The organism is Micromonospora sp. NPDC049102, from assembly GCF_043197485.1.
In the GTDB taxonomy this organism is placed as follows: Bacteria; Actinomycetota; Actinomycetes; order Mycobacteriales; family Micromonosporaceae; genus Micromonospora.
This window is the reverse complement of the sequence record NZ_JBICTE010000002.1, coordinates 325,897-349,987: the sequence shown is the minus strand read 5'-3', so window position 1 is coordinate 349,987 and position 24,091 is coordinate 325,897. Positions and strand designations below refer to the sequence as shown.

Annotated in this window: 29 protein-coding genes, 1 tRNA gene and 1 pseudogene; 12 read left to right on the top strand and 19 right to left on the bottom strand. The window is 68.1% G+C overall.

Annotated features, from left to right (window positions below):
* Window positions 1-38: 38 nt before the first annotated feature.
* Together ACGFH9_RS04290 and ACGFH9_RS04285 are read left to right on the top strand one after the other, a co-directional pair.
* Complete coding sequence (locus ACGFH9_RS04290; protein WP_393215043.1) at window positions 39-788, top strand: ZIP family metal transporter; 750 nt, start codon at window positions 39-41, stop codon at window positions 786-788.
* Window positions 789-892: 104 nt separating this feature from the next.
* Window positions 893-2,041: a hypothetical protein gene (locus tag ACGFH9_RS04285; RefSeq protein WP_393215040.1), complete on the top strand. Its 1,149-nt coding sequence runs from the start codon at window positions 893-895 to the stop codon at window positions 2,039-2,041.
* A gap of 89 nt (window positions 2,042-2,130) precedes the next feature.
* Here the strand turns inward: ACGFH9_RS04285 and ACGFH9_RS04280 are convergent, their stop codons facing one another.
* Together ACGFH9_RS04280 and ACGFH9_RS04275 are read right to left on the bottom strand one after the other, a co-directional pair.
* The gene (locus tag ACGFH9_RS04280) at window positions 2,131-3,213 is read right to left on the bottom strand and encodes an NAD-dependent epimerase/dehydratase family protein (protein ID WP_393215278.1); all 1,083 of its coding nucleotides are present in this window, start codon (window positions 3,211-3,213) and stop codon (window positions 2,131-2,133) included.
* A gap of 134 nt (window positions 3,214-3,347) precedes the next feature.
* Entirely contained in the window at window positions 3,348-3,650 is a 303-nt protein-coding gene (locus ACGFH9_RS04275; protein WP_393215037.1) for a hypothetical protein, read from the bottom strand.
* 277 nt (window positions 3,651-3,927) lie between these two features.
* On the opposite strand from ACGFH9_RS04275, the gene ACGFH9_RS04270 reads away from it, so the two are divergent.
* A tRNA-Lys gene (locus tag ACGFH9_RS04270) sits at window positions 3,928-3,999 on the top strand.
* 65 nt (window positions 4,000-4,064) lie between these two features.
* On the opposite strand, the gene ACGFH9_RS04265 is transcribed toward ACGFH9_RS04270, so the two are convergent.
* The 10 genes from ACGFH9_RS04265 to ACGFH9_RS04220 all read right to left on the bottom strand — a co-directional run bounded on the left by ACGFH9_RS04265 (window position 4,065) and on the right by ACGFH9_RS04220 (window position 10,804).
* Window positions 4,065-5,303 (bottom strand): tyrosine-type recombinase/integrase, encoded by a 1,239-nt coding sequence (locus ACGFH9_RS04265; RefSeq protein WP_393215034.1) that lies wholly within the window; start codon window positions 5,301-5,303, stop codon window positions 4,065-4,067.
* Between the two features lies 1 nt (window position 5,304).
* Window positions 5,305-5,490 carry a helix-turn-helix transcriptional regulator gene (locus tag ACGFH9_RS04260; protein WP_393215031.1) on the bottom strand — a complete coding sequence of 62 codons (186 nt, stop codon included), beginning with the start codon at window positions 5,488-5,490 and terminating at the stop codon, window positions 5,305-5,307.
* Window positions 5,487-6,782 (bottom strand): replication initiator, encoded by a 1,296-nt coding sequence (locus ACGFH9_RS04255; protein ID WP_393215275.1) that lies wholly within the window; start codon window positions 6,780-6,782, stop codon window positions 5,487-5,489. Before ACGFH9_RS04255 ends, ACGFH9_RS04260 begins: the two co-directional genes overlap by 4 nt.
* Window positions 6,783-6,911: 129 nt before the next feature.
* Complete coding sequence (locus ACGFH9_RS04250; RefSeq protein ID WP_393215028.1) at window positions 6,912-7,100, bottom strand: hypothetical protein; 189 nt, start codon at window positions 7,098-7,100, stop codon at window positions 6,912-6,914.
* Between the two features lie 90 nt (window positions 7,101-7,190).
* The gene (locus tag ACGFH9_RS04245) at window positions 7,191-8,057 is read right to left on the bottom strand and encodes a hypothetical protein (RefSeq protein WP_393215025.1); all 867 of its coding nucleotides are present in this window, start codon (window positions 8,055-8,057) and stop codon (window positions 7,191-7,193) included.
* A 5-nt stretch (window positions 8,058-8,062) separates the two neighbouring features.
* Window positions 8,063-9,151, bottom strand: coding sequence for an FtsK/SpoIIIE domain-containing protein (locus ACGFH9_RS04240; protein WP_393215272.1), 1,089 nt, complete (start codon window positions 9,149-9,151; stop codon window positions 8,063-8,065).
* 382 nt (window positions 9,152-9,533) lie between these two features.
* Entirely contained in the window at window positions 9,534-9,770 is a 237-nt protein-coding gene (locus ACGFH9_RS04235; RefSeq protein ID WP_151488744.1) for a hypothetical protein, read from the bottom strand.
* Window positions 9,770-10,045, bottom strand: a complete 276-nt coding sequence (locus ACGFH9_RS04230; protein WP_393215021.1) for a hypothetical protein — start codon at window positions 10,043-10,045, stop codon at window positions 9,770-9,772. Before ACGFH9_RS04230 ends, ACGFH9_RS04235 begins: the two co-directional genes overlap by 1 nt.
* Before the next feature lie 99 nt (window positions 10,046-10,144).
* A complete protein-coding gene (locus tag ACGFH9_RS04225; RefSeq protein WP_393215018.1) occupies window positions 10,145-10,267 on the bottom strand; it encodes a hypothetical protein in 123 nt (40 codons plus the stop codon).
* Window positions 10,268-10,462: 195 nt separating this feature from the next.
* Window positions 10,463-10,804, bottom strand: a complete 342-nt coding sequence (locus tag ACGFH9_RS04220) for a hypothetical protein (RefSeq protein ID WP_393215015.1) — start codon at window positions 10,802-10,804, stop codon at window positions 10,463-10,465.
* 260 nt (window positions 10,805-11,064) lie between these two features.
* On the opposite strand from ACGFH9_RS04220, the gene ACGFH9_RS04215 reads away from it, so the two are divergent.
* The 3 genes from ACGFH9_RS04215 to ACGFH9_RS04205 all read left to right on the top strand — a co-directional run bounded on the left by ACGFH9_RS04215 (window position 11,065) and on the right by ACGFH9_RS04205 (window position 13,427).
* Complete coding sequence (locus ACGFH9_RS04215; RefSeq protein ID WP_393215013.1) at window positions 11,065-11,904, top strand: AAA family ATPase; 840 nt, start codon at window positions 11,065-11,067, stop codon at window positions 11,902-11,904.
* Window positions 11,901-12,443, top strand: coding sequence for a kinase (locus ACGFH9_RS04210; RefSeq protein ID WP_393215010.1), 543 nt, complete (start codon window positions 11,901-11,903; stop codon window positions 12,441-12,443). The genes ACGFH9_RS04215 and ACGFH9_RS04210 overlap by 4 nt, the downstream gene beginning before the upstream one ends.
* A gap of 453 nt (window positions 12,444-12,896) precedes the next feature.
* Window positions 12,897-13,427, top strand: coding sequence for a hypothetical protein (locus ACGFH9_RS04205; protein ID WP_393215007.1), 531 nt, complete (start codon window positions 12,897-12,899; stop codon window positions 13,425-13,427).
* A 320-nt stretch (window positions 13,428-13,747) separates the two neighbouring features.
* Here ACGFH9_RS04205 and ACGFH9_RS04200 read toward each other — a convergent pair whose 3' ends face one another.
* The gene (locus ACGFH9_RS04200) at window positions 13,748-14,017 is read right to left on the bottom strand and encodes a hypothetical protein (RefSeq protein WP_393215004.1); all 270 of its coding nucleotides are present in this window, start codon (window positions 14,015-14,017) and stop codon (window positions 13,748-13,750) included.
* Window positions 14,018-14,222: 205 nt separating this feature from the next.
* On the opposite strand from ACGFH9_RS04200, the gene ACGFH9_RS04195 reads away from it, so the two are divergent.
* The 3 genes from ACGFH9_RS04195 to ACGFH9_RS04185 all read left to right on the top strand — a co-directional run bounded on the left by ACGFH9_RS04195 (window position 14,223) and on the right by ACGFH9_RS04185 (window position 15,381).
* Window positions 14,223-14,480, top strand: a complete 258-nt coding sequence (locus tag ACGFH9_RS04195; protein WP_393215001.1) for a GntR family transcriptional regulator — start codon at window positions 14,223-14,225, stop codon at window positions 14,478-14,480.
* Window positions 14,481-14,728: 248 nt separating this feature from the next.
* Complete coding sequence (locus ACGFH9_RS04190) at window positions 14,729-14,983, top strand: hypothetical protein (RefSeq protein WP_393214998.1); 255 nt, start codon at window positions 14,729-14,731, stop codon at window positions 14,981-14,983.
* Window positions 14,965-15,381: a type II toxin-antitoxin system VapC family toxin gene (locus tag ACGFH9_RS04185; RefSeq protein WP_393214993.1), complete on the top strand. Its 417-nt coding sequence runs from the start codon at window positions 14,965-14,967 to the stop codon at window positions 15,379-15,381. The genes ACGFH9_RS04190 and ACGFH9_RS04185 overlap by 19 nt, the downstream gene beginning before the upstream one ends.
* Window positions 15,382-15,414: 33 nt before the next feature.
* Here the strand turns inward: ACGFH9_RS04185 and ACGFH9_RS04180 are convergent, their stop codons facing one another.
* Genes ACGFH9_RS04180 through ACGFH9_RS04160 form a run of 5 tightly spaced genes read right to left on the bottom strand, consistent with a single transcriptional unit; the run spans window position 15,415 to window position 19,466 of the window.
* Entirely contained in the window at window positions 15,415-15,987 is a 573-nt protein-coding gene (locus tag ACGFH9_RS04180; RefSeq protein ID WP_393214990.1) for a hypothetical protein, read from the bottom strand.
* The gene (locus ACGFH9_RS04175) at window positions 15,984-17,306 is read right to left on the bottom strand and encodes a hypothetical protein (RefSeq protein WP_393214987.1); all 1,323 of its coding nucleotides are present in this window, start codon (window positions 17,304-17,306) and stop codon (window positions 15,984-15,986) included. The genes ACGFH9_RS04180 and ACGFH9_RS04175 overlap by 4 nt, the downstream gene beginning before the upstream one ends.
* Window positions 17,303-18,100: an ATP-binding cassette domain-containing protein gene (locus ACGFH9_RS04170; RefSeq protein ID WP_393214984.1), complete on the bottom strand. Its 798-nt coding sequence runs from the start codon at window positions 18,098-18,100 to the stop codon at window positions 17,303-17,305. The genes ACGFH9_RS04175 and ACGFH9_RS04170 overlap by 4 nt, the downstream gene beginning before the upstream one ends.
* 11 nt (window positions 18,101-18,111) lie before the next feature.
* Complete coding sequence (locus ACGFH9_RS04165) at window positions 18,112-18,918, bottom strand: zf-HC2 domain-containing protein (protein WP_393214981.1); 807 nt, start codon at window positions 18,916-18,918, stop codon at window positions 18,112-18,114.
* Window positions 18,915-19,466 (bottom strand): sigma-70 family RNA polymerase sigma factor, encoded by a 552-nt coding sequence (locus ACGFH9_RS04160; RefSeq protein WP_355246403.1) that lies wholly within the window; start codon window positions 19,464-19,466, stop codon window positions 18,915-18,917. The genes ACGFH9_RS04165 and ACGFH9_RS04160 overlap by 4 nt, the downstream gene beginning before the upstream one ends.
* Before the next feature lie 211 nt (window positions 19,467-19,677).
* Between ACGFH9_RS04160 and ACGFH9_RS04155 the strand changes: the two are divergent.
* A pseudogene (locus ACGFH9_RS04155) lies at window positions 19,678-19,938 on the top strand (DALR anticodon-binding domain-containing protein); the annotation flags it as partial.
* A gap of 40 nt (window positions 19,939-19,978) precedes the next feature.
* Here the strand turns inward: ACGFH9_RS04155 and ACGFH9_RS04150 are convergent.
* Window positions 19,979-21,229 (bottom strand): acyltransferase family protein, encoded by a 1,251-nt coding sequence (locus ACGFH9_RS04150; protein WP_393214977.1) that lies wholly within the window; start codon window positions 21,227-21,229, stop codon window positions 19,979-19,981.
* Between the two features lie 259 nt (window positions 21,230-21,488).
* Between ACGFH9_RS04150 and ACGFH9_RS04145 the strand changes: the two genes are divergently transcribed.
* Both ACGFH9_RS04145 and ACGFH9_RS04140 read left to right on the top strand, forming a co-directional pair.
* A complete protein-coding gene (locus ACGFH9_RS04145; RefSeq protein WP_393214974.1) occupies window positions 21,489-22,259 on the top strand; it encodes an IclR family transcriptional regulator in 771 nt (256 codons plus the stop codon).
* 346 nt (window positions 22,260-22,605) lie between these two features.
* Window positions 22,606-24,036, top strand: coding sequence for an extracellular solute-binding protein (locus ACGFH9_RS04140; protein WP_393215269.1), 1,431 nt, complete (start codon window positions 22,606-22,608; stop codon window positions 24,034-24,036).
* Window positions 24,037-24,091 lie beyond the last annotated feature (55 nt).

Genomic DNA, 24,091 nt, shown 5'->3' with positions numbered 1-24,091 from the left:
GTTTTGCCGTCCCCACCCGAGCGGGTACGGTCCCCGGAATGCCAGAGTGGTTACAGGCGGGTGGATGGGGACTGCTGGCCGGGTCGGCGCTGCTGATCGGTGCGGCGGTCGGTTGGTTCGCGCGGGTGCCCCAACGACTCATCGCGTCGGTCATGGCGTTCGGTGCGGGGGTCCTGCTCTCCGCCGTCGCGTACGAGCTGATCGAGGTCGCGCACGACCAGGGCGGCTTGCTGCCCACGGTGCTCGGCGCGGCCGGCGGCGCGGGCGCGTACACCCTCGCCAACGTGGCCCTGGCCCGGCGCGGCGCGCGGAACCGAAAGCGCTCGGGCGGTCAGCAGCCGTCCGAGGGTGAACACCCCGGGTCCGGGTCGGCCATCGCCGTGGGGGCGCTCCTGGACGGCGTACCCGAATCGGTCGTGATCGGCGCGAGCCTGCTGGCCGGCGGCGCGGTCAGCCTGGTCACGGTCGTGGCGGTGTTCCTCAGCAACATCCCGGAGGGGCTGTCCAGCGCGGCCGGCATGCGCCAGGCCGGCCGGACCCGACGGTACGTGTTCCTGCTGTGGACCGGGATCGCGCTGATCAGCGGGCTCGCCGCGCTGGTCGGCAACACGCTGCTCGGCGGCGCGCCACCGGAGGTGCTGGCCGCCATCACCGCGCTGGCCGCCGGAGCGATCCTCGCCATGATCACCGACACGATGGTTCCGGAGGCGTTCGAGGACGCCCACCTGCTCGTCGGTCTCATCACGGTCGCCGGCTTCCTGACCGCGTTCGCCCTCTCCCACGCCTGACCGGGCCCGCGCGGGCCGTTGTCCGTCGGTTCGTTACTCAGCGACGCATTAAACCGGCACGGCTGATTCGTCGACCCGCCGTCACGACGCCCTAGAGTCACGGGGTGCGCATGACGTCGCTTGCCGCCCTGCTCGTCCTCGGTGTCGCCACCGCGACCCTGCCCGCGTGCGCGTCCGACAAGCCGACGCCGACCGCCACGCCGCAGAGCGTGGCGACCGGCGACCAGGACGTCGTGCCGGCGGGACGCGACGCCCTCGGCGGTCCGGGGGCCGGCGCCAGCCCGAAGCCCGCCGCGAAGGTCGCCGCGGCCGGCAATCCGAACGGCCACGCGAGCGTGCCCACCGAGGCCCGTGCCGTGGACACCTCGAAGCCGACCCGGACCATCGGCACCGGCACCCCGGCGAGCTGCACCTCGGCAGCCGTGGTGAAGGCCGTCGCCGCCGGTGGTGTCATCGCGTTCAACTGCGGACCGGCCCCGGTGACGATCAAGATGGCCGCCACCGCGAAGGTCCGCAACGCCAACGGACCCAGGGTCGTGCTGGACGGCGGTGGCAAGGTCACCCTCAGCGGCCAGGGGCAGCGCCGCATCCTCTACATGAACACCTGCGACGAGGCCCAGGGCTGGACCACTTCGCACTGCCAGAACCAGGACCACCCGCAACTCACCGTGCAGAACCTGACCTTCGCCGACGGCAACTCCACCGGCGACAAGGCCGAGGGCGGTGGCGGCGGCGCGATCTTCGTACGTGGTGGCCGGCTCAAGGTCGTCAACTCACGCTTCGTCCACAACCGCTGCGACCGCACCGGCCCGGACCTGGGCGGCGCGGCCGTGCGGGTGCTCAGCCAGTACGAGAACAAGCCGGTGTACGTCGTGAGCAGCACCTTCGACGGCGGCTCCTGCTCGAACGGCGGGGCGCTGAGCAGCATCGGCGTGTCGTGGACGGTGCTGAACAGCTTGTTCAGGAACAACGAGGCGATCGGCAACGGCGCCAACCCGGCCAAGTCGGGCAGCCCCGGCGGTGGCAGCGGCGGCGCGATCTACTGCGACGGCAACGAGTTCGCGGTCCGCATCGCTGGCACGATCATCGAGAACAACAAGGCCAACGAGGGCGGCGGAGCGATCTTCTTCGTCAGCAACAACCGCACCGGCACGATGAAGATCGAAAGCTCGACCCTGGGCCGCAACCCGAGCGGCAAGTTCGAGACCCCCGGCCACCCCGGCATCTTCTTCCTGGGCGCAAACCTGAGCTGACCGCCCTTCAGCGCCGCCCTTTTGGCGCGGTGATCAAGAGGTTTGCGTCAGATCTCGCCTGCCTGGTGACGCGAACCTCTTGATCACCGTCAGTAGGGGTTGCCCTGGCCTGGGGGTTTGCCCGCTAGGAGGCCGGTGGGGCGGCCGGGCTGCTGGGACGCGGCGGACAGGGGCGGGCTGGCGGTGTGTTCACCACCGGCCATGCCGGCAAACAGCTCCTTGAGCGCGGTCAGCGCGTCGATCTTGGGTGTCCAACCCAACTCGGTCTCCGCCCGCTCGCTGGACATCAACGGCGCGTTCAGACCCAGCTCGACCCAGCCCGCGTCGACCGGTTGCAGCCGCGCCCGCCACGTCAGGGCCGCCGCCACCCGCAGCACCGGCGCCGCGACCGGCACCGTCCAACCGTGGAAGTGCCGAGCCACCAGCTCCGGAGTCAGCACGGGGTCCGCGGCGACATTGAAAGCGCCGCGCGCATCACCCATGACCGCCCTGGCGTACGCGTCAGCCACATCGTCGGCATGCACCGCCTGCATCCGCAGCCGCCGGTTCGTGGGTACGAGGGGAATCCGCCCGAAGCGCAGGAGTCGTACCGGCGCGAACGGGCCGAGAAAATAACGGGTGATCTCCACGCCGGCGTCCCTCTGGAAGATCAACCCGGGCCGCAGCCGTACCACCCGCACGGCCGGGTGCTCCCGCTCCAACCCGTCCAGCAGCGCCTCGACCTCCGCCTTGTGCTCGCTGTACGACGATCCGGACACCCCGGTGGTCGGCCACCGCTCGCTGATCGGGTGGTCCTTCGGACCGGGCGCGTACGTGCCGACCGACGACGCGTACACCAACGCCGGCACCCCGGCACGCGCCACCGCGTCGAACACCGCCCGACTGCCGTCGACGTTGGTCCGGCGCAGCACCCGCTGATCGTGGCTGGGCTGGATCTGCCAGGCCAGGTGCACCACCGCGTCCGCGCCGGCGAAGATCTCGGCCATCTGGGCCGGAGCAGTCGGCGCGCCAATGTCGCAGGAGTGCCACTCCACCTGGTCGTACGGCGTACCGGCATCCGGGCCGGGCAACCGCCGAGCCACCCCGGCCAACTCCACACCGCGCTCCCGGCGCAGCCGCCGCAGCACCGCCGTACCGACGTTGCCGCTCGCCCCCACCACCACGATCCGCATGCCCGACCCGTACCCGCCCAGCAGGCCCTCAACCACCGTCCGTCCCAGCTTCGGGCCGCTTGATCGACTCGGCCTCCCGGAAACCGGGGCGTCCCGGCCACTCGCACGCCCCGCCCTCCCGGAAGCCGAGTCGATCAAGGGCGAGGGGAGTTCCGGACCCAGCCGTGCTTCTCCTTGCCGCGCCGGCCAGTCGTGGCCGCCAGGCAGCGCGGGCAGATCCAACCCACCGCGTCAGTTTCGGTGAGCACGTCGGTGCCCGAGTAGTCGAAGCGCACGTGCGGAAAGCGACGCAGCCGGGTACGGCTCAGGGCCAGGCCGCAGACCGTCTGGTTCTGGCCGGGCAGCCAGGCGTGCACCTCCCCGCCCGGCTGACGTACGCCGTCCGGCCCGATCTCCTCCCCGGACGCCGCCACGGCCGGGCTGCCGGTCGCCCTCATGACCGTTTCCATTCCCCGACCACCCCTGGCCATGCACGCCCGCCCACCGCTCGACCCGCTCCACCGCCCGTTTCTTGATCCACTCCACCCACTCGCTGCTTGACCCACTCCACGGCTCGCTGCTTGACCCACTCCACATCGCCGACCTGGGGCTATCCCCCGCCCCGGACACCGCCACAGCGCCGGTCTGGTGTTGATCAGGTGCGCTGACGAGGTGGCGACGACCGGCCGGAAGCCGAGAGCCGGCATCGCCGACTGTCAGGTAACCTGAGCGCGCGGGCCGCTAGCTCAATGGCAGAGCTGTGGACTTTTAATCCATAGGTTCAGGGTTCGAGTCCCTGGCGGCCCACTCTTTACCCCTTCTGAGCTGCGAAAACGTCTGGTGAAGATCATCGGGCACAACCAGGGCACAACCTAGATCCGATCTTGGCCGGTGGAGGGTTCCCGCCGCTGGCCGTCTGCCTGCCGCAGGAGGTTGCCGACCAGGCCGCGCGGGCGGTCCTTCTTCGGCAGCCAGTGGACGTAGGTCTCCAGCGTGATCCGCAAGTTGGCGTGCCGTAGCGCCTTCTGCACCTCCTGGGGCTCAACGCCGTTGCTCATCAGCGTCGTAGCGAAGAAGTGACGCAGGGAGTGGAAGGTTCCTTCCTTCGGCCAGCCGGCCGCCTCGCGCCAGCCCGCCCACAACTCCGACCAGTAAGTGTCGGTCAGCAGCTTCCCTCGGGCCGAGGTGAACACGACGGCTACCGGACGAGTCAGCCGCTCTCCTGTGGTGATGTCGGGAAGCTCGAACTCGACCGGACCGACGTCGCCGAGATGTGCGGTCAGCTCCTCGGCGACCACAGCGTCCAGGTCTACCGTGCCAGTGGAACCGCTCTTAGGCTGCGAGAGGTAGAAGCCGCCGAAGTGCTCCGGCGAGTGCCGCAACTGCTGAACGACGTGCAGCTCTCCACGGTCGTAGTTCGCACAGCGCGTCCCAGCCTCCAGGCCCAACACCTCACCGAGGCGAAGCCCCTCCCCTGCCCCCAACCAAACAGCGGCCCGGAAACGGCGTGGCACCACCTCAGCGAGCTTGAGCACCTGGTCGCCGGTGGGAACCCACTTCGGTGCCCGCGACAGACCACGCAGGATTTGCGCGAGCTTCACCCCGTTGCAGGGGTTGTCGGGAATAACCTTGTCGATAACGGCGGCGTTCATGATGGTCTTGAACAGCCCGAAGTACAGACTGACTGACGACTTCGGTGTGCCGTCATCGAGTAGCCGGCCCAGCCAGGCCAGCACGTCCGTGAGGTTGATGGACCCGATGGGCTTCTCGCCGAAGACGGGCAGGATGTGCTTACGCAGGTTCTGCGGGATACGCCGCCGCGTCTCCGTGGCCCAACCTGACTCCCTCGATTCCCGCCACCGCTGCGCGTACTCAGCGAACACCAGCCGGTCTATGTCCCGCTTGGCCTTCACCTCGGCCGCGACGCCCGAACGGCATTCCAAGTCGAAGGCTTCCGCGTCAACCTTGCGCTCAAACAGTCGTTCCCGGGGCTCGTCGGCGGCGTCGGTGTAGCGCACTCGCCACCGCTTGCCGCGACCGTGCCGCTTCGAGGGGAGCCGCTTCTTATCTGGCCCGCGCTTCGTCAGGTACCACAGGTCATCGATGGGCATGTCAGGCCGCCTTGTCAGTGAACCAGGCCCGCACGTCGGCGGGGTCGTAGCGGAGGTGTCGGCCGACACGAGACGCGCGGGGGCCGGTTCGGCGGTGACGCCATTGGTAGAGGGTGCCGACGGGGATGCCGAGGAACGCCGAGACGTCGGTGACGCTCCACAGGCGTTCGGTGGTGGGGGTGGTCATCGGGGTTCCTTTCTGGCGTTCTGTCGTGCCGCTCGAATGCGGTCACCAATCGCGGTGGCAAGTTCGAGCTGTTCGGGGGTGTCGTAGCCGATTCCGAGGATCTGCCAGTCATTGACGACCAAGACGTCGGTTTCTTCGGGCAGACCGGCGTCGCTAAGTGCCGTGCGGATCTGGTGAGTTCGACGCTCAGCGCGCAGGTTCTTGAAGGTCGTGGAGTAGATCCGCGATTTGGTAAGAAAGTGGCCTCGAAAGCCGAGCATGTGCGCCCAGTGACGCAGTTTCAGATCGGCGTATTGGTCGAGTCCGCCGAGGTCCCACGCGGTTTGGATCATCGCCCGGTGATGCGCGGAGACCTGTAGCCGGTCGATGTGCATCTGTGAGCGGATGCGCCGGTCTCCGGTCTCGGTGGCACCGGTGCCTTTCGTGGCGTACTTGGCGATGTAGCCGGCTAGCCGGGTGTCGGCCACGGCCTGGTCCTCGTCGTCGTCCGCGTCGTCGATGCCGATGTCGGTGGTCGTGATGTCCTTGACGTCGACCTGCTTTCCCCACCGCAGAGGCAGCGAGGTCCCGTCCGGTCGGATGGTGTCCAGCTCGACGGAGGAAGCCGCGGCCCGCACCGCGTCCGTGAAAACGTCGGGGGTGAGCCACACCGGGGGTGACGAGTCCGGCCCGGTGGGGCCATCGGCGCGGATGACCGCGTGGAAGTGCACCAGGCCGCGCCGCTGGTACTCGGCGACTTTGGCGTAGGAGATGCGCAGGTGTGCGCTGGAGGCGCGGACGGTGAGTCCGCCAGCGGCGGCGACGGCGCGGCGTAGCGCGATGGTGAACCGGTGCCAGAGTTGGCCGCTGTGCGCCTGCCACAGCACGGCTCCGGTGTAGTCGTAGGTTGCCGGGTCGATCGGGCTACCCAGGAGCGGAAGTCCTTCGGGGTGCCAGCGTCCGCAGGAGCACGGCCGCTTGCCGGGCCGGTTGTGCACCGGGCCGAACGATGGGGCGGTGAGGGTGACGAACAGCCGCGTGGACCGGGCGACGGTGTCCGGAACGCCTTTGCCGCCGGCTATGCCCGCGTGAATGAGGTGCCAAGCGTCGGCGGCGTACCGGTCGGCGCAGGTCGGGCAGACGGCCGCACGGCGGGTGCCGCAGGACGCCCAGACCTTGCCGTGTCGGGAGGCGATCAGATCACCGCTGCCGGTGTGGCGAACCTCGAACTTGCCGACCAGCCGGACCGGTTGCCGGCAGCCTTTGACGCTCTCGACGCCGGTCCGCCATTCCTTGTAGGCGGGGGTGCGCATCCATTGCGTTAGGGCCGCTTCGGCGTCGTATGCCGGGCGTGGGGGTAGCGCCATCAGGTTTCTCCTTTCGGAGACGGACCTGCCGTGCTTCAGCGCGGGAAGCACGGCAGGTTGGGGCGAGAGGGGAGCTCAATGGGTGCTGCGGGTGACCGCGCGTCGGGCCGGGAACTCGTCGAGGACCTGTTGCATCTCTTCGGCGCTCATCTCGTGGCGTCGGGCGTAGCTGGCGAGAAGTCGGCGGGCGTCGTTGCGGTTGCTGACGCCGAGGTGTCGAAGGGCATCGCTGGCCGTGGTTGTGGTCGTGTGGTCGGAGGGCATAGTCAGTCCGCCTGGTGGGTGAGAGCGAGCAGGGGAGGGGCCTGCCGTGCGAGCGCAGAAGCACGGCAGGCCCGAGCCGGACGGGGTGAGTTAGTGGGCGTGGCCGTTGAGCGCGGGGGTAAGCCGTTCGGCAACCCGCGCGGCGATCGGCAGAGGCAGCCGGGTAGCCCGCTGGATGTCAGCGGCGGTAACCGGTGCGTCCAGCTCCATCACGAGCTGCTGAATCTGGGCCTGCATCCCGGTCGGAATTCCGAGCCCGTCCAACGCCGCAGGTTGCACAGCAGCAGCGGGTGCTACGGCGACCGGTTCCGCCATGTCGGCCGGCACGAGAGCCGGAGCCGGAGCCGGAGCCGGAGCGGGTGCCGGAGCCGGGACGGGTGCTGGGGTGGGGGTGAGGGTGACGGCCCGGCGTGCTTGGGTGCAGCGTGCCTGCACGATCGGCATGACTTCGGCGAGGAAGAACACGAGGATCGGGACCATGAAGTGCGCGGCGAGCATGCCCGCGCTGATGCCGCCTTCGCGGGGGAACACCGCCGGGATCACGTTCATGACGAGGGTGGAGCCGAGTAGGAACCGCTTGAGCCAGTCGACGGCCCGGGAGTCGATGTCGATGCTTCGGGCGATCATCGCGGCTTCCCAGCGCAGGATCGTGATGAGGATGCCGACAAGGCACGGCTCGACGCCCCAGCAGCCCCACCACACCGGATCGGCGGGGGTGAGGTGACCGGCGAGGAAGTCTTGAACGCCGGTTGTGGTGAACGCCGATCCGACGGCGAGGAACAGCCACAGGCAGCGGGTGACGCTCTGGCGTAGCCGTTCGATGTCCACGATGTCCAGCGCGGAATCCTTCTCCAGCTCGTGGAGCTGACGAGCCACGTCGAGGCGTTTGGTCAGCTTCCGAACCGGCCGAGGCGGTTTGGCGTCCTGCGGCGTGTCGCTGTTGTTGTTGCTGGGCAAGGGATTCACCCCGCCGTCGTGGTGCTGAGTTCGGTGTGGGGCCAGCCGGCGACCCGCACGAGCTCGGCGATGTCGGCGTCGTCGCAGTACGCCGCCCGCACCCGCATCGGGGTCCGCGAGCGCTGTTTGACCACGAACCCGATACCGGCCGACGCGGCCTCGTTGGGGATCTCGTCGGCCAGAGCGCCCCGGCGGCGCATGTCCTCACCAAGGACCATGTCGACGTGTCCGGCCGAGGTGGCCCGCAGGCACACCCGCAGGGAGAACAGATCCCGTTGCGGGATCACGTCCTTGGTGGGCTCCTGAAGCGCGCCGATCACGCTGCCGCCCAACGCCCGAGCCTGCGACAGGATCAGCGGAAACACCGCCTGGACGCCCTTGGTGAGTGACCGGTCGCCGTACCCGGTCACCGCGCCGAGCTCGTCAATGATCAACAGGTCCAGGGGGGTTTCGCGGGACATCTCGAACGTGCGCCGACCCTGCTCCGCAAGGACCTTCTTACGGTCCTGCATCACGCTCCAGAACCCGGACACCACGTCCACGATGTCGGCATCGGCTTCGGCGTACCGGTACGACACCGACCGCAGGGCGTTGAGTTCGGTGCCCTTGGGGTTGACCACGTGCAGCCGGACCAGGCCGTCACGGATCAGCGGCGCGCAGGCCCGCAACGCCATCCACGTCACCGAGTTCTTACCCGAACCCGTCGCTCCGGAGATCAGCCAGTGTTGACCGATCAGCGGCGCGTACCAGTCGTTGCCGTACTCCGTCTCACCCAGATACACCCGCCCGAGGCTCGCCGCGTCCGCGTCTGCCGGCAGGTCCGGCGGAACGATCACCTGCCCGAACGGCTCCGAGCGCTGCACGATCAACGCGATCACCTGCGGGCGAACCTTCTCAATACCGACCCGCTCTGCCTTGAGCGCCACCGCCAGGGCCTCGGCCGCCTCTTCCCACAGCTTCGGGGTCTGGCCCAGCAGCAGCCGCACGTAGACCGTCTCGGTGGACGGGGAGTGCGACCGGATGCGGATGATGCGCGGGGTGTTGATCACGCCGGTGACCCGGTGCACCGTGACCAGGCCGCACGCCTCGGTCACCCGAGCCCACGCCGGACCCACGTACACCCGCGACAGCCACCGCCGACGCCACGCCCGCAACCTCGGTGCCGCCACCGTCGCCCAGGAGTCCGGGTGGCCCCGGTACCAGCCCACGCCCGCCGCGAGCACACCCGCCGCCACACCACCGGTCGTGGTCGGTCCGAAGTGCGCGACGCCAGCGGTCACCGCCGCCGGAGCGGCCACGAAACCCGGGTGCCGTGCGGCCCACCCCGCGACCCGCCATTCCCACCCCTGATTACGCTGCTTCCCCACTACCACACACCGCCTCAAAAATTCAGAAAGTCATCTCGAAATGGGCACGCGAAAAGGCCCGGACCAGACAACGCCGATCCGGGCCTTTTCGGGGTCGAACAACTACCTGTCAGCGCACCGCCGCGAACAACTTCCTCGCCCGCGTCGTGGCCTGCTTCGCCTTGTCGGTTTCCTCCATCCACGGAGCCGCTTCCTCCAGGAGGATCAGCAGCACCGCAACCGCCCGACGAAGGTCGTCGTAATGCTTCATGTAGCGGTACCGCTCGGGCATTCCCTTCATCGACCCGCGAAGCAACCGCATCGCCTGATCAATACCGTCATAGGTGTCACTGACCCGATAGGACATCAATTCACCTTCCACGGCTTCGCGATCAAATCCGCCTCGTACGTCTTCACCCGCGTCATGAACGCCCGCAGCACATCAACGGTCTGCTTGTGCGCGTCCTCCAAATCCTCCACTCGGGCCGCGAACTGGTACAGCGTCCCCGCAGGCGGCTCACACGCCTTGATCAGGCTGTTCACCCCGTCCAGCAGCAACGCCAAACCCTGCGCGTTGCCGACCAGCGCCTCATAGCGAGACCGGCCCGTCCACGACTTCACGATCTCCGGCACCACATCCACACGCCGCCCCTTTCCGGTTGGCAGCCCACCCATTCGGCAGGCACCACCCGCCCCCGAAAACGTGCTCCAAGGGGCGGATAGAAACCACCGACCAGGCGACTACTCCCGACCGGACAGACGCCACACCCGACGCCAACGCCGCGTCTCACGACGAATCAGACCAACGTTCACCAACACCGACACCATCAGCAGGCCGATAAGGATCAACTCGAAATCAGACATCACAACCTCCTTTCGAAAATCTAATCAGTAAATTGTTTAATGAGCGATTTTAGGCAAGAATCTAGCCACTGTGGAATTGTCAAATAGCAAGCTTGTCCAGGATGCGACCGAATGCCGGCCGTATTGCCTTGACAAGAAGTGCCCCGACCCGACTCGAACGGATCACCCACCAGAAAAGGGGCGGGGCGAAAAGCTCTACTTGGCAGCCGGCTTAGTGACCGGCTTGACGCCCTTCGCCTTCCACGACAGCCCCGACTTGCCGTCACGCTCCCAGTGCGACACCGTGGCCCCGATCAGCTCCACGAGGTCACCCTCATCGATCTGCCCCGGGTCGGCCGACAGCGTGATCTTCAGTTCCTCACCCTTGCCCCGGTAGCCGTCCTCGGTAGCAACAGGCTTGGCGAACACCGCCACCGTGTACAGCGGGTCACTCGTGCCGTACGCCGTAAGCACCTTCCCATCCTGATCCGCCTTGATCGACGGCTCCTCCACCACCCGCAGCTTGAAGCCGCTCATGTTCACCGGGATGTTCCGCATGTCGCCTCGTTCTCCTTCGGCTTGTCTCTCGTTGTTCTCGCGTGTCTCGTCGGCTTCAGCCGGGCACTACGTCCACACCTGCTCCGCCCGATGTAACAGATCGGAGCAGCTTGGATCAGAGCGTAACAGGTTGATTCAGTGTGGGTCAACAGATACACTCTGATTCATATTCAAGCCGTCTGAGCTGCGAGAACTCGATGGGCAGGCCGGCGGAGAGTGCCCTCGTCGCTAGGCGACCAGTTGCTAAGACAAGGAGTCCGATGACCGCCCAGTCAGACCCGCAGGACGTGCTACAGAGGGGGACGAGCGCTCTCGTCATCGCGCAGGCGATCCGGAACGACATTCAGGCCGGCCGGTTCGCTCATGGGCGGCAGCTGCCCGGCACCAGGGCGCTCGCTGAATCCTGGAAGACCAGCGTTGCCACGATCAATCGGGCAATGTCGATCCTCGCGGATGAAGGGCTGGTCATCAACCGCGCGCGCTCCAGCCGAATCGTCAACAACCCCGAAGGAGCCGCAAGCAAGGCGGGGTCCCGAGTGATCCTCATTGGGGGGTACGCAGGTTCAGGTAAGACGGAGCTTGGGCGCATCATCGCTCGCCAAGCAGGTTGGGCAATCCTCGACAAGGACACGACTACGCGGCCAGTGGTCGAGGCGGCGCTTGAGCGGCTGGGGCAGTCCCCGCATGATCGAGAGTCGGAGACCTATCTGACACTCATTAGGCCGGCGGAATACGAGGCCCTACTTGCGGCTATGACAGAGAACTTGCAATGTGGCTCATCCGTGATTGTGACAGCGCCGTTCATTATGGAACTTCGCGATAAAGCATGGTGTGACCGATTGGCGGCTACCGTTGCTGCCCACAATGGGACGCTCCAGGTCGTCTGGGTGCGCTGCGACGCGGAGACTATGCAAATGTACATCCGGCGTCGCGGGGCTGCGCGAGATGACTACAAGCTCGGAAACTGGGCGGAATACGTCAGTCGCCTCGATCTCGCTTTTGAGCCCAAGATCCCGCATGCAATAGTTGACAACTCCGCAGGGGCTAAGCCGCTGCAAGACCAGGCAGCGGAGCTAATTAGTAAGCTTGCGCAGCGATGAGGAAAGGCCTGATTCTCTACGGCGCTCCAGCCACCGGCAAGGACACTATTACCGCTGAGCTCGTTCGCGGTGAACCCCTGTTCGAGCACTTCATGCGCCTCAAGGCTGGTGGCGGAAGGAGCACAGGCTATCGAATGATCAGCCAAGAAGAAGCCGAGCGCCTGCGCCGGAGCTCCGGAATGATTCTGTGGGAGAACAGTCGGTACGGCTCAACATACTTTGTTGATCGCCCAGGACTTGAGCGGATTTGGAGCTCGGGCCGCGTCCCAGTTGTCCACCTTGGCCAGGCCGAGGCCGTTGCAGCAGTAGCCGGCGATTCCACGCTAAATACGCGCTGGACGGTGGTTGAACTGTACTGCCAGCCGGCCATGCTCTATGACCGCATCCGGTCTCGGGGGACAGGAGACGACGCTCAGCGCTTCGCGGCAGTTGAACAAACGGCTCGCCTTCCGTATGCAGACATCAGAATCGACACCGGCTCTGCATCCGTAGCCGAAGCTGCGAAAATGATTGTCCAGCACCTACGACGCGTTTCGTAACCGCGTGCAAGCTACTCCATCTCTCCGGAGCGAAAGGCTGGAGCATGGAGTGTGTTCAGACTTTCTTTACTTGGTCAAGGGCGGGCCTTCGGCCCGCCGCCGTGTCGCGCCGGGGCGCGCGTGCGGCCTGGCGGCCGGTCACGCCCCGGCGCACACGGCGCGGTGGTGGAAAGCCGTAGACATGGCTACGCGGCAAGGCGGGCCGGCGGCGATGGCCGCCAGGAGCACGGCAGTTCTGGCGCTGGCCTCGACGGGATGCCCGCGCGGCCGTGGGCGCTTCGGGTGCGTCGGGCTCCGCGTTGCGGGGCGCGCTTCCGGCTGCGTCTGTGGCTCAGCTTTGGAGACCGAGAGGCGTGGTTACCCGGTTGCCGACTCGCGGTGACCGCTCGCCCTGGCGGGGATGCTGCCGCGCCGTCGTGGTCGTCATTCGGTGGCTGGGCTACCGTGCCACGGGTGATCTTGGGGGAGGAACCGCGACGCCGCCGGCCGCGCCGTTGGGTGATCTATCTGGCGATCGGGCTAGCTCTGTGTGTGGGCGGTCCGGCTGTTGCTGGTGTGAGCTGGTTCGCCGTGAAGACAGCGGATGCCGACAGGGGGCAGGCAGCGCCCGACGCCGCCGTGAACGTCTTCATGCTGGCCCTGTCATCCGGGGAGGAGATCGGGCTACGGGCGGTACTGGCACCGCAGCAGCGAGACGAGCTACTCGATGAGTGGCGCGATCTCCGGCGCGACATCACTCGGACCGACCCGCTGCCGTCGAAGGTCAGCGCGGGCGTATTCGACGTTGAGGACCAGGGCGGCGACCGCGCCCAGGTGGTGACGCGCGTTCAAGTGGTGTGGTGGGGCGATGACGGCATGTCGATGACCGGCACCCCGCGTCCGTGGCAGTTCGAGGCTCGCCGCGACGGTGGAGGGTGGCGGGTCTGGAGCGTCGACCCCTACCCGTGGTGTGGTGGTCACGTCCGCGCCGATGCCTGCCGATGAGCGTGAAGTTATTCGAGTATTGACCCGACGCAGACTGAAGGGCCGGCCCCTGACCAGGGAATCCGGCCCTTCTGCGTCAGTGCGTGCCTCCGGCGGGGGCCTCAGGCTCCGGGATGGCCAGGGGTGACCAGGAGACGCGGCGGGAGGGTGGTTGAGGGGGAAGCCATCCCGTCGCCATCGTCCCAGGCTAAGCCGAGCAGATCCGCCCTCCTGGTCCAAGGTCGTTCAGTCGTGGAGTGCTCCACCTTGGTCCAGGAGGGCGGACCCGCTCCACGGCGTGTGGGACGACGGTGACGCGATGGCAAAGGCAGTGCAGCGTGCTACGTCGATCGCCAGACGGGGTGCAGACCGGCTAGCTGAACGAAGATCTCTCGCTTGTCGACGGCGTTGCCCCGGTCATCGAGCTGGTAGCCCGTCACCCAGGCCCAGCCCCGATAGGTCGGCTTCGGGCACACCGAGATCACCCGAAACCGGAACCGCTGCCGCAGGAACTGCACCGAAGCTTCACGGTCAATCCATAGTTCCTCGCCGGGCTTGGGCGAGCGGGGCTGCGGTCTGGCCCACGCGCGGCCCTCCTGCTCGGTAGGCATGCCGGCCCCTTCCCGCTCGAAGGTTGCCCTGCCCGGCCGAGTCAAAGAAGCCCAGCCGGGCAGGGGGCACCGCCGCACCGGGGCGAGTTCGGGTCCTCTACGACCAGCACAGCGGGTTATCCGCACCGTACCAATCGTGGTCTACCTACGTCTAGCTACGTAGAAGGTTGATGGCGCAAGTGTGGAGACTTCTAGCGTCAGGCGTATGGAGTTCGACCCGGACGCGCACATCGACCACGGCGCACCGCTGCCGCCCTACCGCCAACTGGCCGGCATCCTCGCGGCCCGGGTCCAGCGCGGAGACTGGCAACCCAACCGGGCAATCCCGTCGGAGGCGCACTTGGTGCAGGAGTACGGCGTCGCTCGGGCGACCGTGCGACGTGCGATCGCCGTCCTGGTTGATCAGGGTGCGCTGTTCGTGGTCCCACAGAGAGGCACCTTCGTCAAGCCCGAAGGCCAATAGCCTTCGATGCCCCCGCATGATCATCGGGCACAGATCCGGCACAATTGAGCTCGGAAAGGCACGTAAAACGTCGAGAGGCGTCGAGGAATGCCGCCCTGGTCAGCGGCCAGTTCTGTCCGATTCAGGATGATCTACGCTGCACGAGAGGGGTTCAGGGTTCGAGTCCCTGGCGGCCCACTCTCCCGCAGTTCAATTGGCCGCCCTCGTATCTCCTGGTGAACGAGTGGTGCTGCATGCATAATGCATGCATGGTTGCTCTCCAGATTCGGGACGTGCCGGAGGAAGTACGAGATGCCCTGGCGGCGCAGGCCAAGGCGCGCGGGCTGTCCCTCCAGGCGTACCTGCTGGATCTGGTGGAGACGCAGGCTCGGCGGCTGCGCAACACGGCTGCCCTTGATCGCTTCGCCGGCCGATCCGACGGTGCTCGCGCCCTGCCGGGGGAGAGCGCGGCCGAGTTGGACGAGCAACGGGAGCAGCGCGGACCATGGGGAAGCGCTGCATGATCGTCGTGGATGCGTCTGTTCTGGCCGACGCCCTGGTCGACGACGGGTCGGTCGGCGACGCGGCGCGAGCGGAGTTGACCGCAGATCCGCACTGGGCCGCACCGAGCCATCTGCTGGTCGAGGTCATGTCCGTGATCACGGGCAAGGTCCTCGGCGGCAAGCTGGGCCTTGCCCGAGCTCAGGAGGCGATCAGCACCCTGCCTTCGTTGGTCATCGACGAGGTTGCCGTCGCTGTGCTGCTCGACCGGATGTGGCAGTTGCGGGGCAATGTCACGGCGTACGACGCGGCTTACGTCGCGGCGGCGGAGTTGTTGGCCTGCCCACTCGTGACCGGTGATGGTCGGCTCGCCAAGGCCAGCGGCGCCCGCTGCGAGTTCCGACTGCTTGCGGTGTCCTGAGCGCTGGCGACCGAGCGGGAGTCGATTGCACCGTCACTCGCGTCGGGCGGCTCCGCGCATCGCGTACGCCACGATGCCCGTGATCGCCAGGACGGCCGCGACTGCCGCCGCCGACCGACTGTCGTGGGGTTGGCCGGGCCAGGTGGCGAGCGCCCCCCACGTGCCCGGCTGGGGGAACATGGCGGCGACGACCGCCCACCCCATGGGCAGGAACCAGGCGCGGGCCGCGCCTGAGACCGTCGCGCAGAGCGCGGTCAGGCCCAGCAGGCCGACGGCATCGCGGACCACCAGTGCGGCGGGGCCGAAACGGGCGCCGGTGGTCTGGGTGGCGAGGAGCACGACGAGTACGAGCGCCAGTGCGGCCAGCAGGTGCAGCGCTCGCCGCCACGGCCAGTACAGCGCGGCCGTGCGTTCCAGGTCTTCGTCCGGGGCGGCCAGGGTGGTCGACAGGACGGCCACCATCAGCATGACCGTCAGGACGACGAGCAGAAGGATGGCGTCGCGCTCCTTCGCGAGCGTCAGCCACAGCGCCCAGATCAGGGCTGCGGCGCCCACGGACGCGGCCAGCGCCAGGGGTACGCGTCGTGCGCGGAGGTGCAGGATCATCGCGACAGCAGTCCGGTGGAGTCCTGGCACGCCAGGATCGCGTCGCGTACCGCCGTCACGCGGGAGAGCGCCTCCGGGGCCGGCAGCTTCTGCAAGCCCTGCCACAGTGCGACCGCCTCGGCATTGAGCTGCGGATCCTCCTCGATCATTTCGGGGATGACACCGACGTCGGAGACCGGCTCGCGGCCGAGCAGGTGGTAGGCGGCGGCCCGTTCGACCGCGCTGTTGCGCTCGCAGTCCGGGCCGCCGTATCCGGCGCCCAGGCCGAACACCATCTCCGGGACCACGGCGTCGGGATGGGCCAGGCCGCCGTGGTCGTCGATCCGGACGTCGATCTCGACGATGTCGCCGTCGCGGCCGGGCACCTCCCCGATGAGGAAGGCCCGCCTGTCCTCGTGCGCCTGCGTGGGGGCGTGCGGCATCTTGGCGAGGGTGGAGAGGCCCTGGCGGGCGAGCGGGGTCAGCGCGTCCAGCACGTTCGCGTTGACCCGGGTGACGCAGACCTTCGGCGCGTCGTCGGTGCAGACGAGTTCACGGGCGACGGGGTCGACCGGCGCGACGAGCGCCGCCTCGTCGCGGGGGACGATCGCCGCCGCGACGCCGAAGCCGAGCAGCACCGGCAGTACGGCGGCCACCGAGGCCCGGGGACCTTGGGCAACCAGCAGGAGTACGCCGGTCAGCGCGAGCCCGGCCATGAAGATGGCGAGCACGGCGGTGACCCGCGGGTCGATGGTCTGGAACGGGTAGATCGGGGTGCTGCCGTACGCGGGTGACAGGATCGCGCCCATCCAGTCCGGCCGCATGATCGCGGTGAAGAAGACCAGCAGCACACCTGCCACGGCGAGCACGGGGGCCGTCACCAGAGCGGGTAGCAGCCGCCCGATACCCAGTCCGAGCCAGGCGGCCGCGACCAGGGAGAACGCACCGACGATCGCGATGGCGACGACGTCCGGTGGGACGTACGCGGCGGTGGAGGCGATCCGCATGCCGCCCGCGCCGAGAACCAGCAGGAACGCGAGCCCGAGCGCGGCTCCCATCGCGACGAGGAGCGGAAGCATCCGGCCGGCGCGGGACCGGGGTGTGGTGGCGAACAGTTCCCCGACCTTGGCCCGGTGCTCGCGGCGGCCCTGCCACGCGCCGGCGGCGAGGGCGATCGGCCAGAGCAGGAGCATGTACTCCTTGATGGTCAGGGTGAGGGACATCCATCCTTCCGACCAGCGTCCCGGGGCGATGTAGAGGGCGGCGACGCCGACCGCCAACGCGAGCAGCGCGGCACCGGCCGCGGCGGAGCGCCGGAGTTCGATCCGCAGGACGCTCATCGGATGGCCTCCTCGTGGCGGCGGAGCAGCGCGGAGTAGCCGCGTTCGGCGGGGCTGTCGCCCGGGTGCCGTTCGTCGCCCTCGCCGGCCAGGGCGGCCGGGGTGCCCTGCCACACCAACCGGCCCTCGTTGATCAGCACCACCTCGGTACAGGCGGCGACCACGTCCTCGACGAGGTGGGTGGAGACCAGCACGCAGGCGTCCGTACCCAGGTCCCGCAGCAACTCCCGCAGGTCGAGGCGTTGCTCGGGGTCGAGGCCGACGGTCGGCTCGTCCAGCAGCAGCACCCGCGGGTCGTTGACGATGGCCTGGGCGACGCCCGCCCGGCGCAGCATCCCGCCGGAGAGTGTCCGGAGGCGGGCGTCGGCCTTGGCGCTGAGCCCGACGCGGTCGATCGCGCGCTGCGCGGCCGTCGGGATGTCGGGCTTCGGCATCTCCTTCAACCAGGCCATGTACGACACGAACTCGCGCACGGTGAACCGCGGGTAGTAGCCGAAGTGCTGCGGCAGATAGCCCAGTCCCCGCCGGGCCTGGCGCAGGTCGGCGCGGCCGTCCACCGAACTGCCGAGCAGGGTGAGCCGGCCTCCGGACGGCTTGAGCACCGTGGCGAGGGCACGCATCAACGTCGTCTTGCCCGCGCCGTTGCGCCCCAGCAGGCCGTGGACCCCGGTGGCCAGGCTCAGGTCGAGCCCGTCGACGGCCAGGTGCCGGCCGGCCCGTACCTTCAGCCCCTCGGCGTGGATGGCCCAGGGGTGGATGGTGGTGGCCGTCTCGGCCGTGCTCACCGCTCGCATGATTGTTCCCTTCAGAACGAGGTGAGGCGCCGGAAGCTGTTGGCGCGAAGGAGAGTCAGGGCGGCCAGCACGACAGTGGCGACGGCCCAGCCGCCGACGGCTGCTGGTTCCAGGAGCACCGGCAGTTTGGCGGTCGCGAGGCTGGGCGCGACCACGACGGCGGCCCAGGCCACCATCAGGCCGACCGCGGCGCGGCGGACGCCGACGAGGGAGCCGAGCAGCAGTGTGGCGGCGGTGAAGGCCAGGCACGGCAACAGCATCAGCGCCGGGTTCACCCGGCTGGCGCCGTAGACGGCGAACGCGGCGAGCACCGGGATGACGAGGACGAGCACCGCGGCGGTACGACGCAGGAGCATCACCAGACCGGCCGAGGGGGTGCCGACCACCAGTTCCCAGGCCGGATCGCCGCGTCTGCTCCACGCCGCCGCGACGCCGGGAAGCGGCGCCAGGGGTGCCAGCAGCAGCACGATCGACGGCAACTCGGACAGGAAGTACGTGAGCGTGGCCGCGGTGCCGAGCACGCCGGCGGTCATGGCGACCCAGGGCAGCAGCGCCGCCACGAACCAGCGCTGCCGGAGCGGCGTACGGAGGAAGCTCCGGGACCGTGGGGCGGGGCCGGCGGCGATCGACCGGTCGACGGCTGCCGCGACCTCGGCGACCAGGGCGCGCGACTCGGCCGTGGTGCTGCCGGCGAGGCGGGCGCGGCAGTCCGCGCAGGTCTCCAGGTGCACCTCGATCGACCAGACGGTCGCCTCGTCGAGGCCGGCATCGCCGTCGGCGTACCGGTCGATGTCGTTGAGGGTGGGATGCGTGGTCATGACAGGGCCTCCCGCAGGACGATCCGGGCGCGACGGATCCGGGACTTGACGGTGTTCTCGGGTACGCCCAGCAGCACGGACGTCTCGCGGACGGTGAAGCCGTCCAGGACGGTGGCTCGCAGCACCGCCCGGACCTCGGGTGGCAGCACGGCGAGGGCCTGTTCGAGTTCCTGCCCCACCCGGCCGGCCAGCACCTCGTCCTCGGCGGCGGGCACGACCATCTCGACCGGATGCACCTGCGGCACCCGTGCCTGCCGGGAGCGCCGCCGGAACGCGTCGACCAGGCGGTGCGCGGCGATGGTCCACAACCAGCCGACGGCGCTACCGCTGACCTGGTCGCCGGCGAAGCTGCCCGCCGCCCGCCACACCGTCAGGTAGGTCTCCTGGAGGACGTCGGCGACCACGTCCGCGTCGGCGCACCGGCGCCGCAGCCGCACCTCCAACCAGGGCGCGGTACGCCGGTAGAGCTCGTCGAACGCGCGCCGGTCACCGTGGGCCACCCGGCGGACGAGTTCCTGCTCGTCCGCCGCGTCCAGGCTTCGTCTCACGCCAGGTAAGACGACGACCCCCTCGTGATCGGGTCCCAAGAGACTGTGACCGCCGTCACTATGGCTGCCACGGTCGGATGGCAATGACGTTGCGCGGCCCCCGGGTCGGCTGGTTAGGCTAGCGCCATGTCCAGCTCGTACGCGTTCCCGACGGCGTCCCCCGACGTCCTGTTCGGCGCGCTGCGACGCCGGCGGTCCGACGACCGCCCGCGCTGAGCATTCCTCACCTGCGACCGAACTTGTCGGCTTCGGTCGGGTGGTCGGCGAGGTGGCGAAGAACCTGGAGTTCCATCACCTCGCCAGCTACCTGTACCGGCTGGCTGCGGCATTCAGCGCGTTCTACGAACGCTGCCCCCTGCTGCGGGCGGAGAAGCCGGTCCGGGACAGCCGGCTGGTGCTCTGCGATCTGACCGCTCGGGTGCTCCGGCAGGGCCTGCACCTGCTCGGCATACGAACCCCCGAACGATTGTGAACCGAGCAGCGGAACCGGACTTACCCGGTCGCCTCCCGGATCATCGGACGTCGTAACTCCCGGTGCTGCGATAGACGCCAGGCTCGAATTCGTGGCTCATGACCCCTTGCCCGGTCAGGACGACCTCGGTGGGCTGCTCCGATGCCGCAGCCAGCTCCTGCGGCTCCTGAACCGCGGGCGGCGTGGGCGTCGCAGGCGGAGCAGGCGGCACGCGGAGCGGATAGAGATTGCGCAGGAAACGTTCCACCGGGTGTTCGATCCAGCGGTAGCAGGCCCATGCCAGGGCGATGCCCATCACCGTCCAGATCAGGAGGACCTTGAGGTTCGTCCAGCTCGCAGGGCTGGCCTTCACCGTGCCCATCAGCCAATGGATGACCGACAGGTGCACCAGGTAGAAGGCATAGGACCAGGCGCCGAGGGCGACGAGTGGTTTGCTCCGGAAGATCGAGGGCCGTCCGGAGACGTCGCGGATCGCGGCCGCGAGGACCACCAGGACGCAGGCGGGCACGAGGCCCTGCTGGGACCAGTGCGGACCCCACCAGCCCAGCCGAGCGCCCCACCACAGCAGTAGCACCGAGGCGGGCACCGTCGACAGGGCGAGCCACAGGTTGAGTTTCGGCCGCCATCCGCGAAGGAGTGCGGCGGCGGCGATCATTCCCAGTAGGAATTCGATGAATCGGATCGGCGGGAAGCGGATATACCAGGAGAACTGGATCCAATACTGCTTCGGATCGATGAGATCCTGCACAGAGAACCAGTAGGCCCACTCGATGAACAGGCCGGTCGCCGCGAGGATCGCGAGCGCTGGCAGCCGCAGTCGCAGCAGCGGCCGGATGACGAACGGGAAGAGCAGGTAGAAGAAGGCTTCGCAGGAGACCGACCACGCGACCGGGTTCGCAATGGGGGAGTCAGCCGGAGGAAACCACGACTCGGTGAGCGACAGGCTCAGCAGAGTGCGCTTCCAGGATTCGTGCCAAACCTGGTCGAAGCTGACCCACGCGATGGCGGTGCTGACCACGAGCGCGGGCCAGACCCGGGCGAAACGGCGCCAGTAGAACGTCCCGGTGCCCACCTTGAGAGAGAACGACCAGGTGAGCACGAAGCCCGAAAGGACGTAGAAGAACGTGACCCCGGCGTCGCCGAAGCGGAAGAATTCACCGAGCTTGATGCCGTAGACGGTGGGCAGCTTGATGATCTGGTTCGCGTGGAACAGAAAGACGGCGAACGCAGCGAACCAGCGCAAGCCGGTCAATGATTCAACCCGAGGCATGCGTTCTTTGGCGGAATTCATCGTGATCTGGCACCTTTTGGGGCATCGGCCTGTCCGGGGGTCGGCTGGGCGCTCCAGGCATGATGCCAGGCATTCCACTGCAGCGGCAGAGGGGCCTGTCGGCCACCAGCCCTTCGGCACCGGGCAGCGCAGGCACTCTGAGGTCGCCGGTCAGCAGCCTCTCCGGTCTCCCTCTGGAGCTGACGTGGCTATCCTCTTCAAATGCTGGCCCGTGTGGAGATCGTTGACGCGGGTCCGGCATTTCGAAGGGACCAGCGACATGCCCCGTGTGGTACCGGCAGTTATCCGCGCACTCGACGTCCTCGAACTGTTCCTGGACTGCCCCCAACTGTCGGCCCGCCAGGTGATGGAGCGGCTCGACCTGCCGCGTACCACCGTCCACGAACTGCTCGTGACGCTCGAGGCTCGCTCGTACCTGATCTCGGTGCCGGGTCAGCCGGTGCAGTATCGGCTCGGCATGCCGCTGTTCCAGCTCGGCGCGGCGTTCGCGGGCCGGCTCGATCTGGTACGCGAGGCGCAGGGCGTCGCGCGGGACGTGGCTGCCCGGTGTGACGAGGCGGTGCACGTGGCGGTGCTCGACGGCGCGGACGTCATCTACCTTGTCAAGTTCGACAGCACGCACCCGGTTCGGATGGTGTCCGGGGTCGGGCTGCGGCTGCCCGCGCACTGCACGGCGGTCGGCAAGGTCCTGCTGTCGGCTCTCGATCCGGCCGACCTGGACGCCGTGCTGTTGAAGGATCCCCTGCCGGGCATGACGCCGGAGAGCATCACCGACCCGGAGCTACTCCGTGCGCACCTCGACCGTGTCCGGGCGGACGGCATCGCGGTCGACGTCGGCGAGTCGGACACCGCGATGCGCTGCGTCGCGGCCGCGATCCGGGACCACTCCGGCACCGTCATCGCCGCGATGAGCCTGTCCGCGCCGATCATCCGGTGGACGCCCGAGGTGCAGGTGGAGTGGACCAGGCTGGTTCGCGAAGGCGCCGCCACGCTGTCCGCCCGCATGGGCTACCGGGTCCAGTCCCGGTAACGAACCTCCCGCTTTCGGTTCGAAACACCATCGAAACATTGACATCGGTCGCCGGACTGCTCTAGCGTCGCACCACTCGATGCGGTATATCGAACCTAGTTCGAAATCTCGAACGGCGGTGGTCACGTGACACGACCGAACTGGAACGTCAGCGCCACTGTCTCGGCCTCGTCGCCGATCGCCTCAACCTCATCGCGCCACCGTGGCGAGCTTCGAACGAACTGATCTCGGCGGGCGACCCTCCGTGGTCGCCGCAACAGGAAACCCAACTGGAGACACGGCGGCGTTCGCCAGGTACGCCTTCGGCGTGCAGCCGTGCGCGGGGAGATGAAGGAGGCGGGTGTCCATGGAGGACAAGATGGGTTGGTCTCGGCGCGGCGTTCTGGGGATGGGGGTGGGAGTGCTCGGCGCGGCCGGTCTGGCCGCGTGTGGGGACACCTCCAAGTCGCCGACAAAGGTGCAGGCCGAGGTCCCGCAGGAGCTGATCGACGCCGCCGCGTCGATGAAGGGCTCCTCGATGGGGATGTTGTCGCAGAAGCTCTACTCGACGGCGGCGAACGACGCCCTCGACAGCTCGATCAAGAAGTTCGCCGACACCACCGGCACGAAGATCGAGAACAGTCTGGTCCAGGCCGACGCCGGTGACGTGGTGGCCAAGATCGACGCCGAGGTCAAGGGCGGCGTGGCACGTGACCTGGCGTTCATGACCGACTCCCGGTTCGTCGCGCAGTTCCAGGCGCTCGGCGACCTGGAGGACGTCACCGACGTCGTCCAGGCGCTGACCGCCAAGTACGGCGAGCCGTGCGCGGAGGCCAAGAACTTCTGCGTCTTCGACGGCAAGTGGTTCGCGATCCCCTACCACTTCATCGGCATCGGGTCGTTCCTGCGCAAGGACTGGATGCAGGGGAAGGGCATCACGCCCAAGGACATCTACAGCTGGGAGGAGCTGCGGGACGTCTGCCTGGAGATCTCCGACCCCGGCAAGCGCCGGTTCGGCTGGGGCATGACGATCAACCGGTCCGGTGACGCCAACGGCATGATCGAGGCGCTGATCAACGCGTACGGCGGGTCGATCGCCTCCAACGACGGCCGGAAGGTCTCGTTCGAGTCACCGGAGACGGTGCAGGCGGTGACCTTCCTGGGCGACATCTACACCAATCCCAAGTACAAGCCGATGCTGCCGCCGGGGATCGCGAGCTGGACCGACACCAGCAACAACGAGAACTGGCTCGCCGGCATCCTCGGCTACACCCGCAACCAGTTCAGCGTCTACGCGGACTCGCGGACCAAGAAGAACCCGGTACACGCCAACACCCACGTGTTCTCCGACTGCATCGGACCGGCCACGAACAATCCGCTGCTGCTCGGCCAGTCGCAGGGCTTCGTCGTCTTCAAGGGCGCCAAGAATCCCGCGCTCGCCAAACTCCTGGCGCAGTACCTGGTCAGCGCGCCCGCGCTGCTCGGGGTGGCGAAGGAGGCACCCGGCCTGGTGATGCCCGCCTGGGAGAAGGTCTGGGACGCGGACCCGTTCTTCACCAGCGGCGACCCGGCGTTCCCCATGCTGCGCAAGATCACCCAGTTGCAGCTGCCGTTGAACACGAAGAACGGCCTGGCCTTCCCACAGAAGGCCAGCGCCGGCCAGCAGGCCGTCGGCTCGGCCTACGTCCTCACCGACATGATGCAGCAGGTCGTGCAGGGCACCGCGCCCGCGCAGGCCGTGAAGGCGGCCCACACGAAGATGGTGCAGATCTTCAACCAGCAGGGGCTGCCGCAGTGAGAACGCTCCGCCCCACGCGGGTCCCGGCGACGAGGACGTCCTCGTCGCCGGGATC

What these genes read in the sequence shown, in the direction of transcription:
- ACGFH9_RS04190 (WP_393214998.1), top strand. Translation starts at nt 14,729, where the DNA reads ATGGTTGCTCTCCAGATTCGGGACGTGCCGGAGGAAGTACGAGATGCC.
- ACGFH9_RS04140 (WP_393215269.1), top strand. Translation starts at nt 22,606, where the DNA reads ATGGAGGACAAGATGGGTTGGTCTCGGCGCGGCGTTCTGGGGATGGGG.
- ACGFH9_RS04170 (WP_393214984.1), bottom strand. Translation starts at nt 18,100, where the DNA reads ATGCGAGCGGTGAGCACGGCCGAGACGGCCACCACCATCCACCCCTGG.
- ACGFH9_RS04215 (WP_393215013.1), top strand. Translation starts at nt 11,065, where the DNA reads ATGACCGCCCAGTCAGACCCGCAGGACGTGCTACAGAGGGGGACGAGC.
- ACGFH9_RS04255 (WP_393215275.1), bottom strand. Translation starts at nt 6,782, where the DNA reads ATGCGCACCCCCGCCTACAAGGAATGGCGGACCGGCGTCGAGAGCGTC.
- ACGFH9_RS04195 (WP_393215001.1), top strand. Translation starts at nt 14,223, where the DNA reads ATGGAGTTCGACCCGGACGCGCACATCGACCACGGCGCACCGCTGCCG.
- ACGFH9_RS04210 (WP_393215010.1), top strand. Translation starts at nt 11,901, where the DNA reads ATGAGGAAAGGCCTGATTCTCTACGGCGCTCCAGCCACCGGCAAGGAC.
- ACGFH9_RS04235 (WP_151488744.1), bottom strand. Translation starts at nt 9,770, where the DNA reads ATGTCCTATCGGGTCAGTGACACCTATGACGGTATTGATCAGGCGATG.
- ACGFH9_RS04145 (WP_393214974.1), top strand. Translation starts at nt 21,489, where the DNA reads ATGCCCCGTGTGGTACCGGCAGTTATCCGCGCACTCGACGTCCTCGAA.
- ACGFH9_RS04175 (WP_393214987.1), bottom strand. Translation starts at nt 17,306, where the DNA reads ATGAGCGTCCTGCGGATCGAACTCCGGCGCTCCGCCGCGGCCGGTGCC.
- ACGFH9_RS04260 (WP_393215031.1), bottom strand. Translation starts at nt 5,490, where the DNA reads ATGACCACCCCCACCACCGAACGCCTGTGGAGCGTCACCGACGTCTCG.
- ACGFH9_RS04200 (WP_393215004.1), bottom strand. Translation starts at nt 14,017, where the DNA reads ATGCCTACCGAGCAGGAGGGCCGCGCGTGGGCCAGACCGCAGCCCCGC.
- ACGFH9_RS04265 (WP_393215034.1), bottom strand. Translation starts at nt 5,303, where the DNA reads ATGCCCATCGATGACCTGTGGTACCTGACGAAGCGCGGGCCAGATAAG.
- ACGFH9_RS04225 (WP_393215018.1), bottom strand. Translation starts at nt 10,267, where the DNA reads ATGTCTGATTTCGAGTTGATCCTTATCGGCCTGCTGATGGTGTCGGTG.
- ACGFH9_RS04185 (WP_393214993.1), top strand. Translation starts at nt 14,965, where the DNA reads ATGGGGAAGCGCTGCATGATCGTCGTGGATGCGTCTGTTCTGGCCGAC.
- ACGFH9_RS04220 (WP_393215015.1), bottom strand. Translation starts at nt 10,804, where the DNA reads ATGCGGAACATCCCGGTGAACATGAGCGGCTTCAAGCTGCGGGTGGTG.
- ACGFH9_RS04280 (WP_393215278.1), bottom strand. Translation starts at nt 3,213, where the DNA reads ATGCGGATCGTGGTGGTGGGGGCGAGCGGCAACGTCGGTACGGCGGTG.
- ACGFH9_RS04275 (WP_393215037.1), bottom strand. Translation starts at nt 3,650, where the DNA reads ATGAGGGCGACCGGCAGCCCGGCCGTGGCGGCGTCCGGGGAGGAGATC.
- ACGFH9_RS04180 (WP_393214990.1), bottom strand. Translation starts at nt 15,987, where the DNA reads ATGATCCTGCACCTCCGCGCACGACGCGTACCCCTGGCGCTGGCCGCG.
- ACGFH9_RS04150 (WP_393214977.1), bottom strand. Translation starts at nt 21,229, where the DNA reads ATGAATTCCGCCAAAGAACGCATGCCTCGGGTTGAATCATTGACCGGC.
- ACGFH9_RS04250 (WP_393215028.1), bottom strand. Translation starts at nt 7,100, where the DNA reads ATGCCCTCCGACCACACGACCACAACCACGGCCAGCGATGCCCTTCGA.
- ACGFH9_RS04290 (WP_393215043.1), top strand. Translation starts at nt 39, where the DNA reads ATGCCAGAGTGGTTACAGGCGGGTGGATGGGGACTGCTGGCCGGGTCG.
- ACGFH9_RS04165 (WP_393214981.1), bottom strand. Translation starts at nt 18,918, where the DNA reads ATGACCACGCATCCCACCCTCAACGACATCGACCGGTACGCCGACGGC.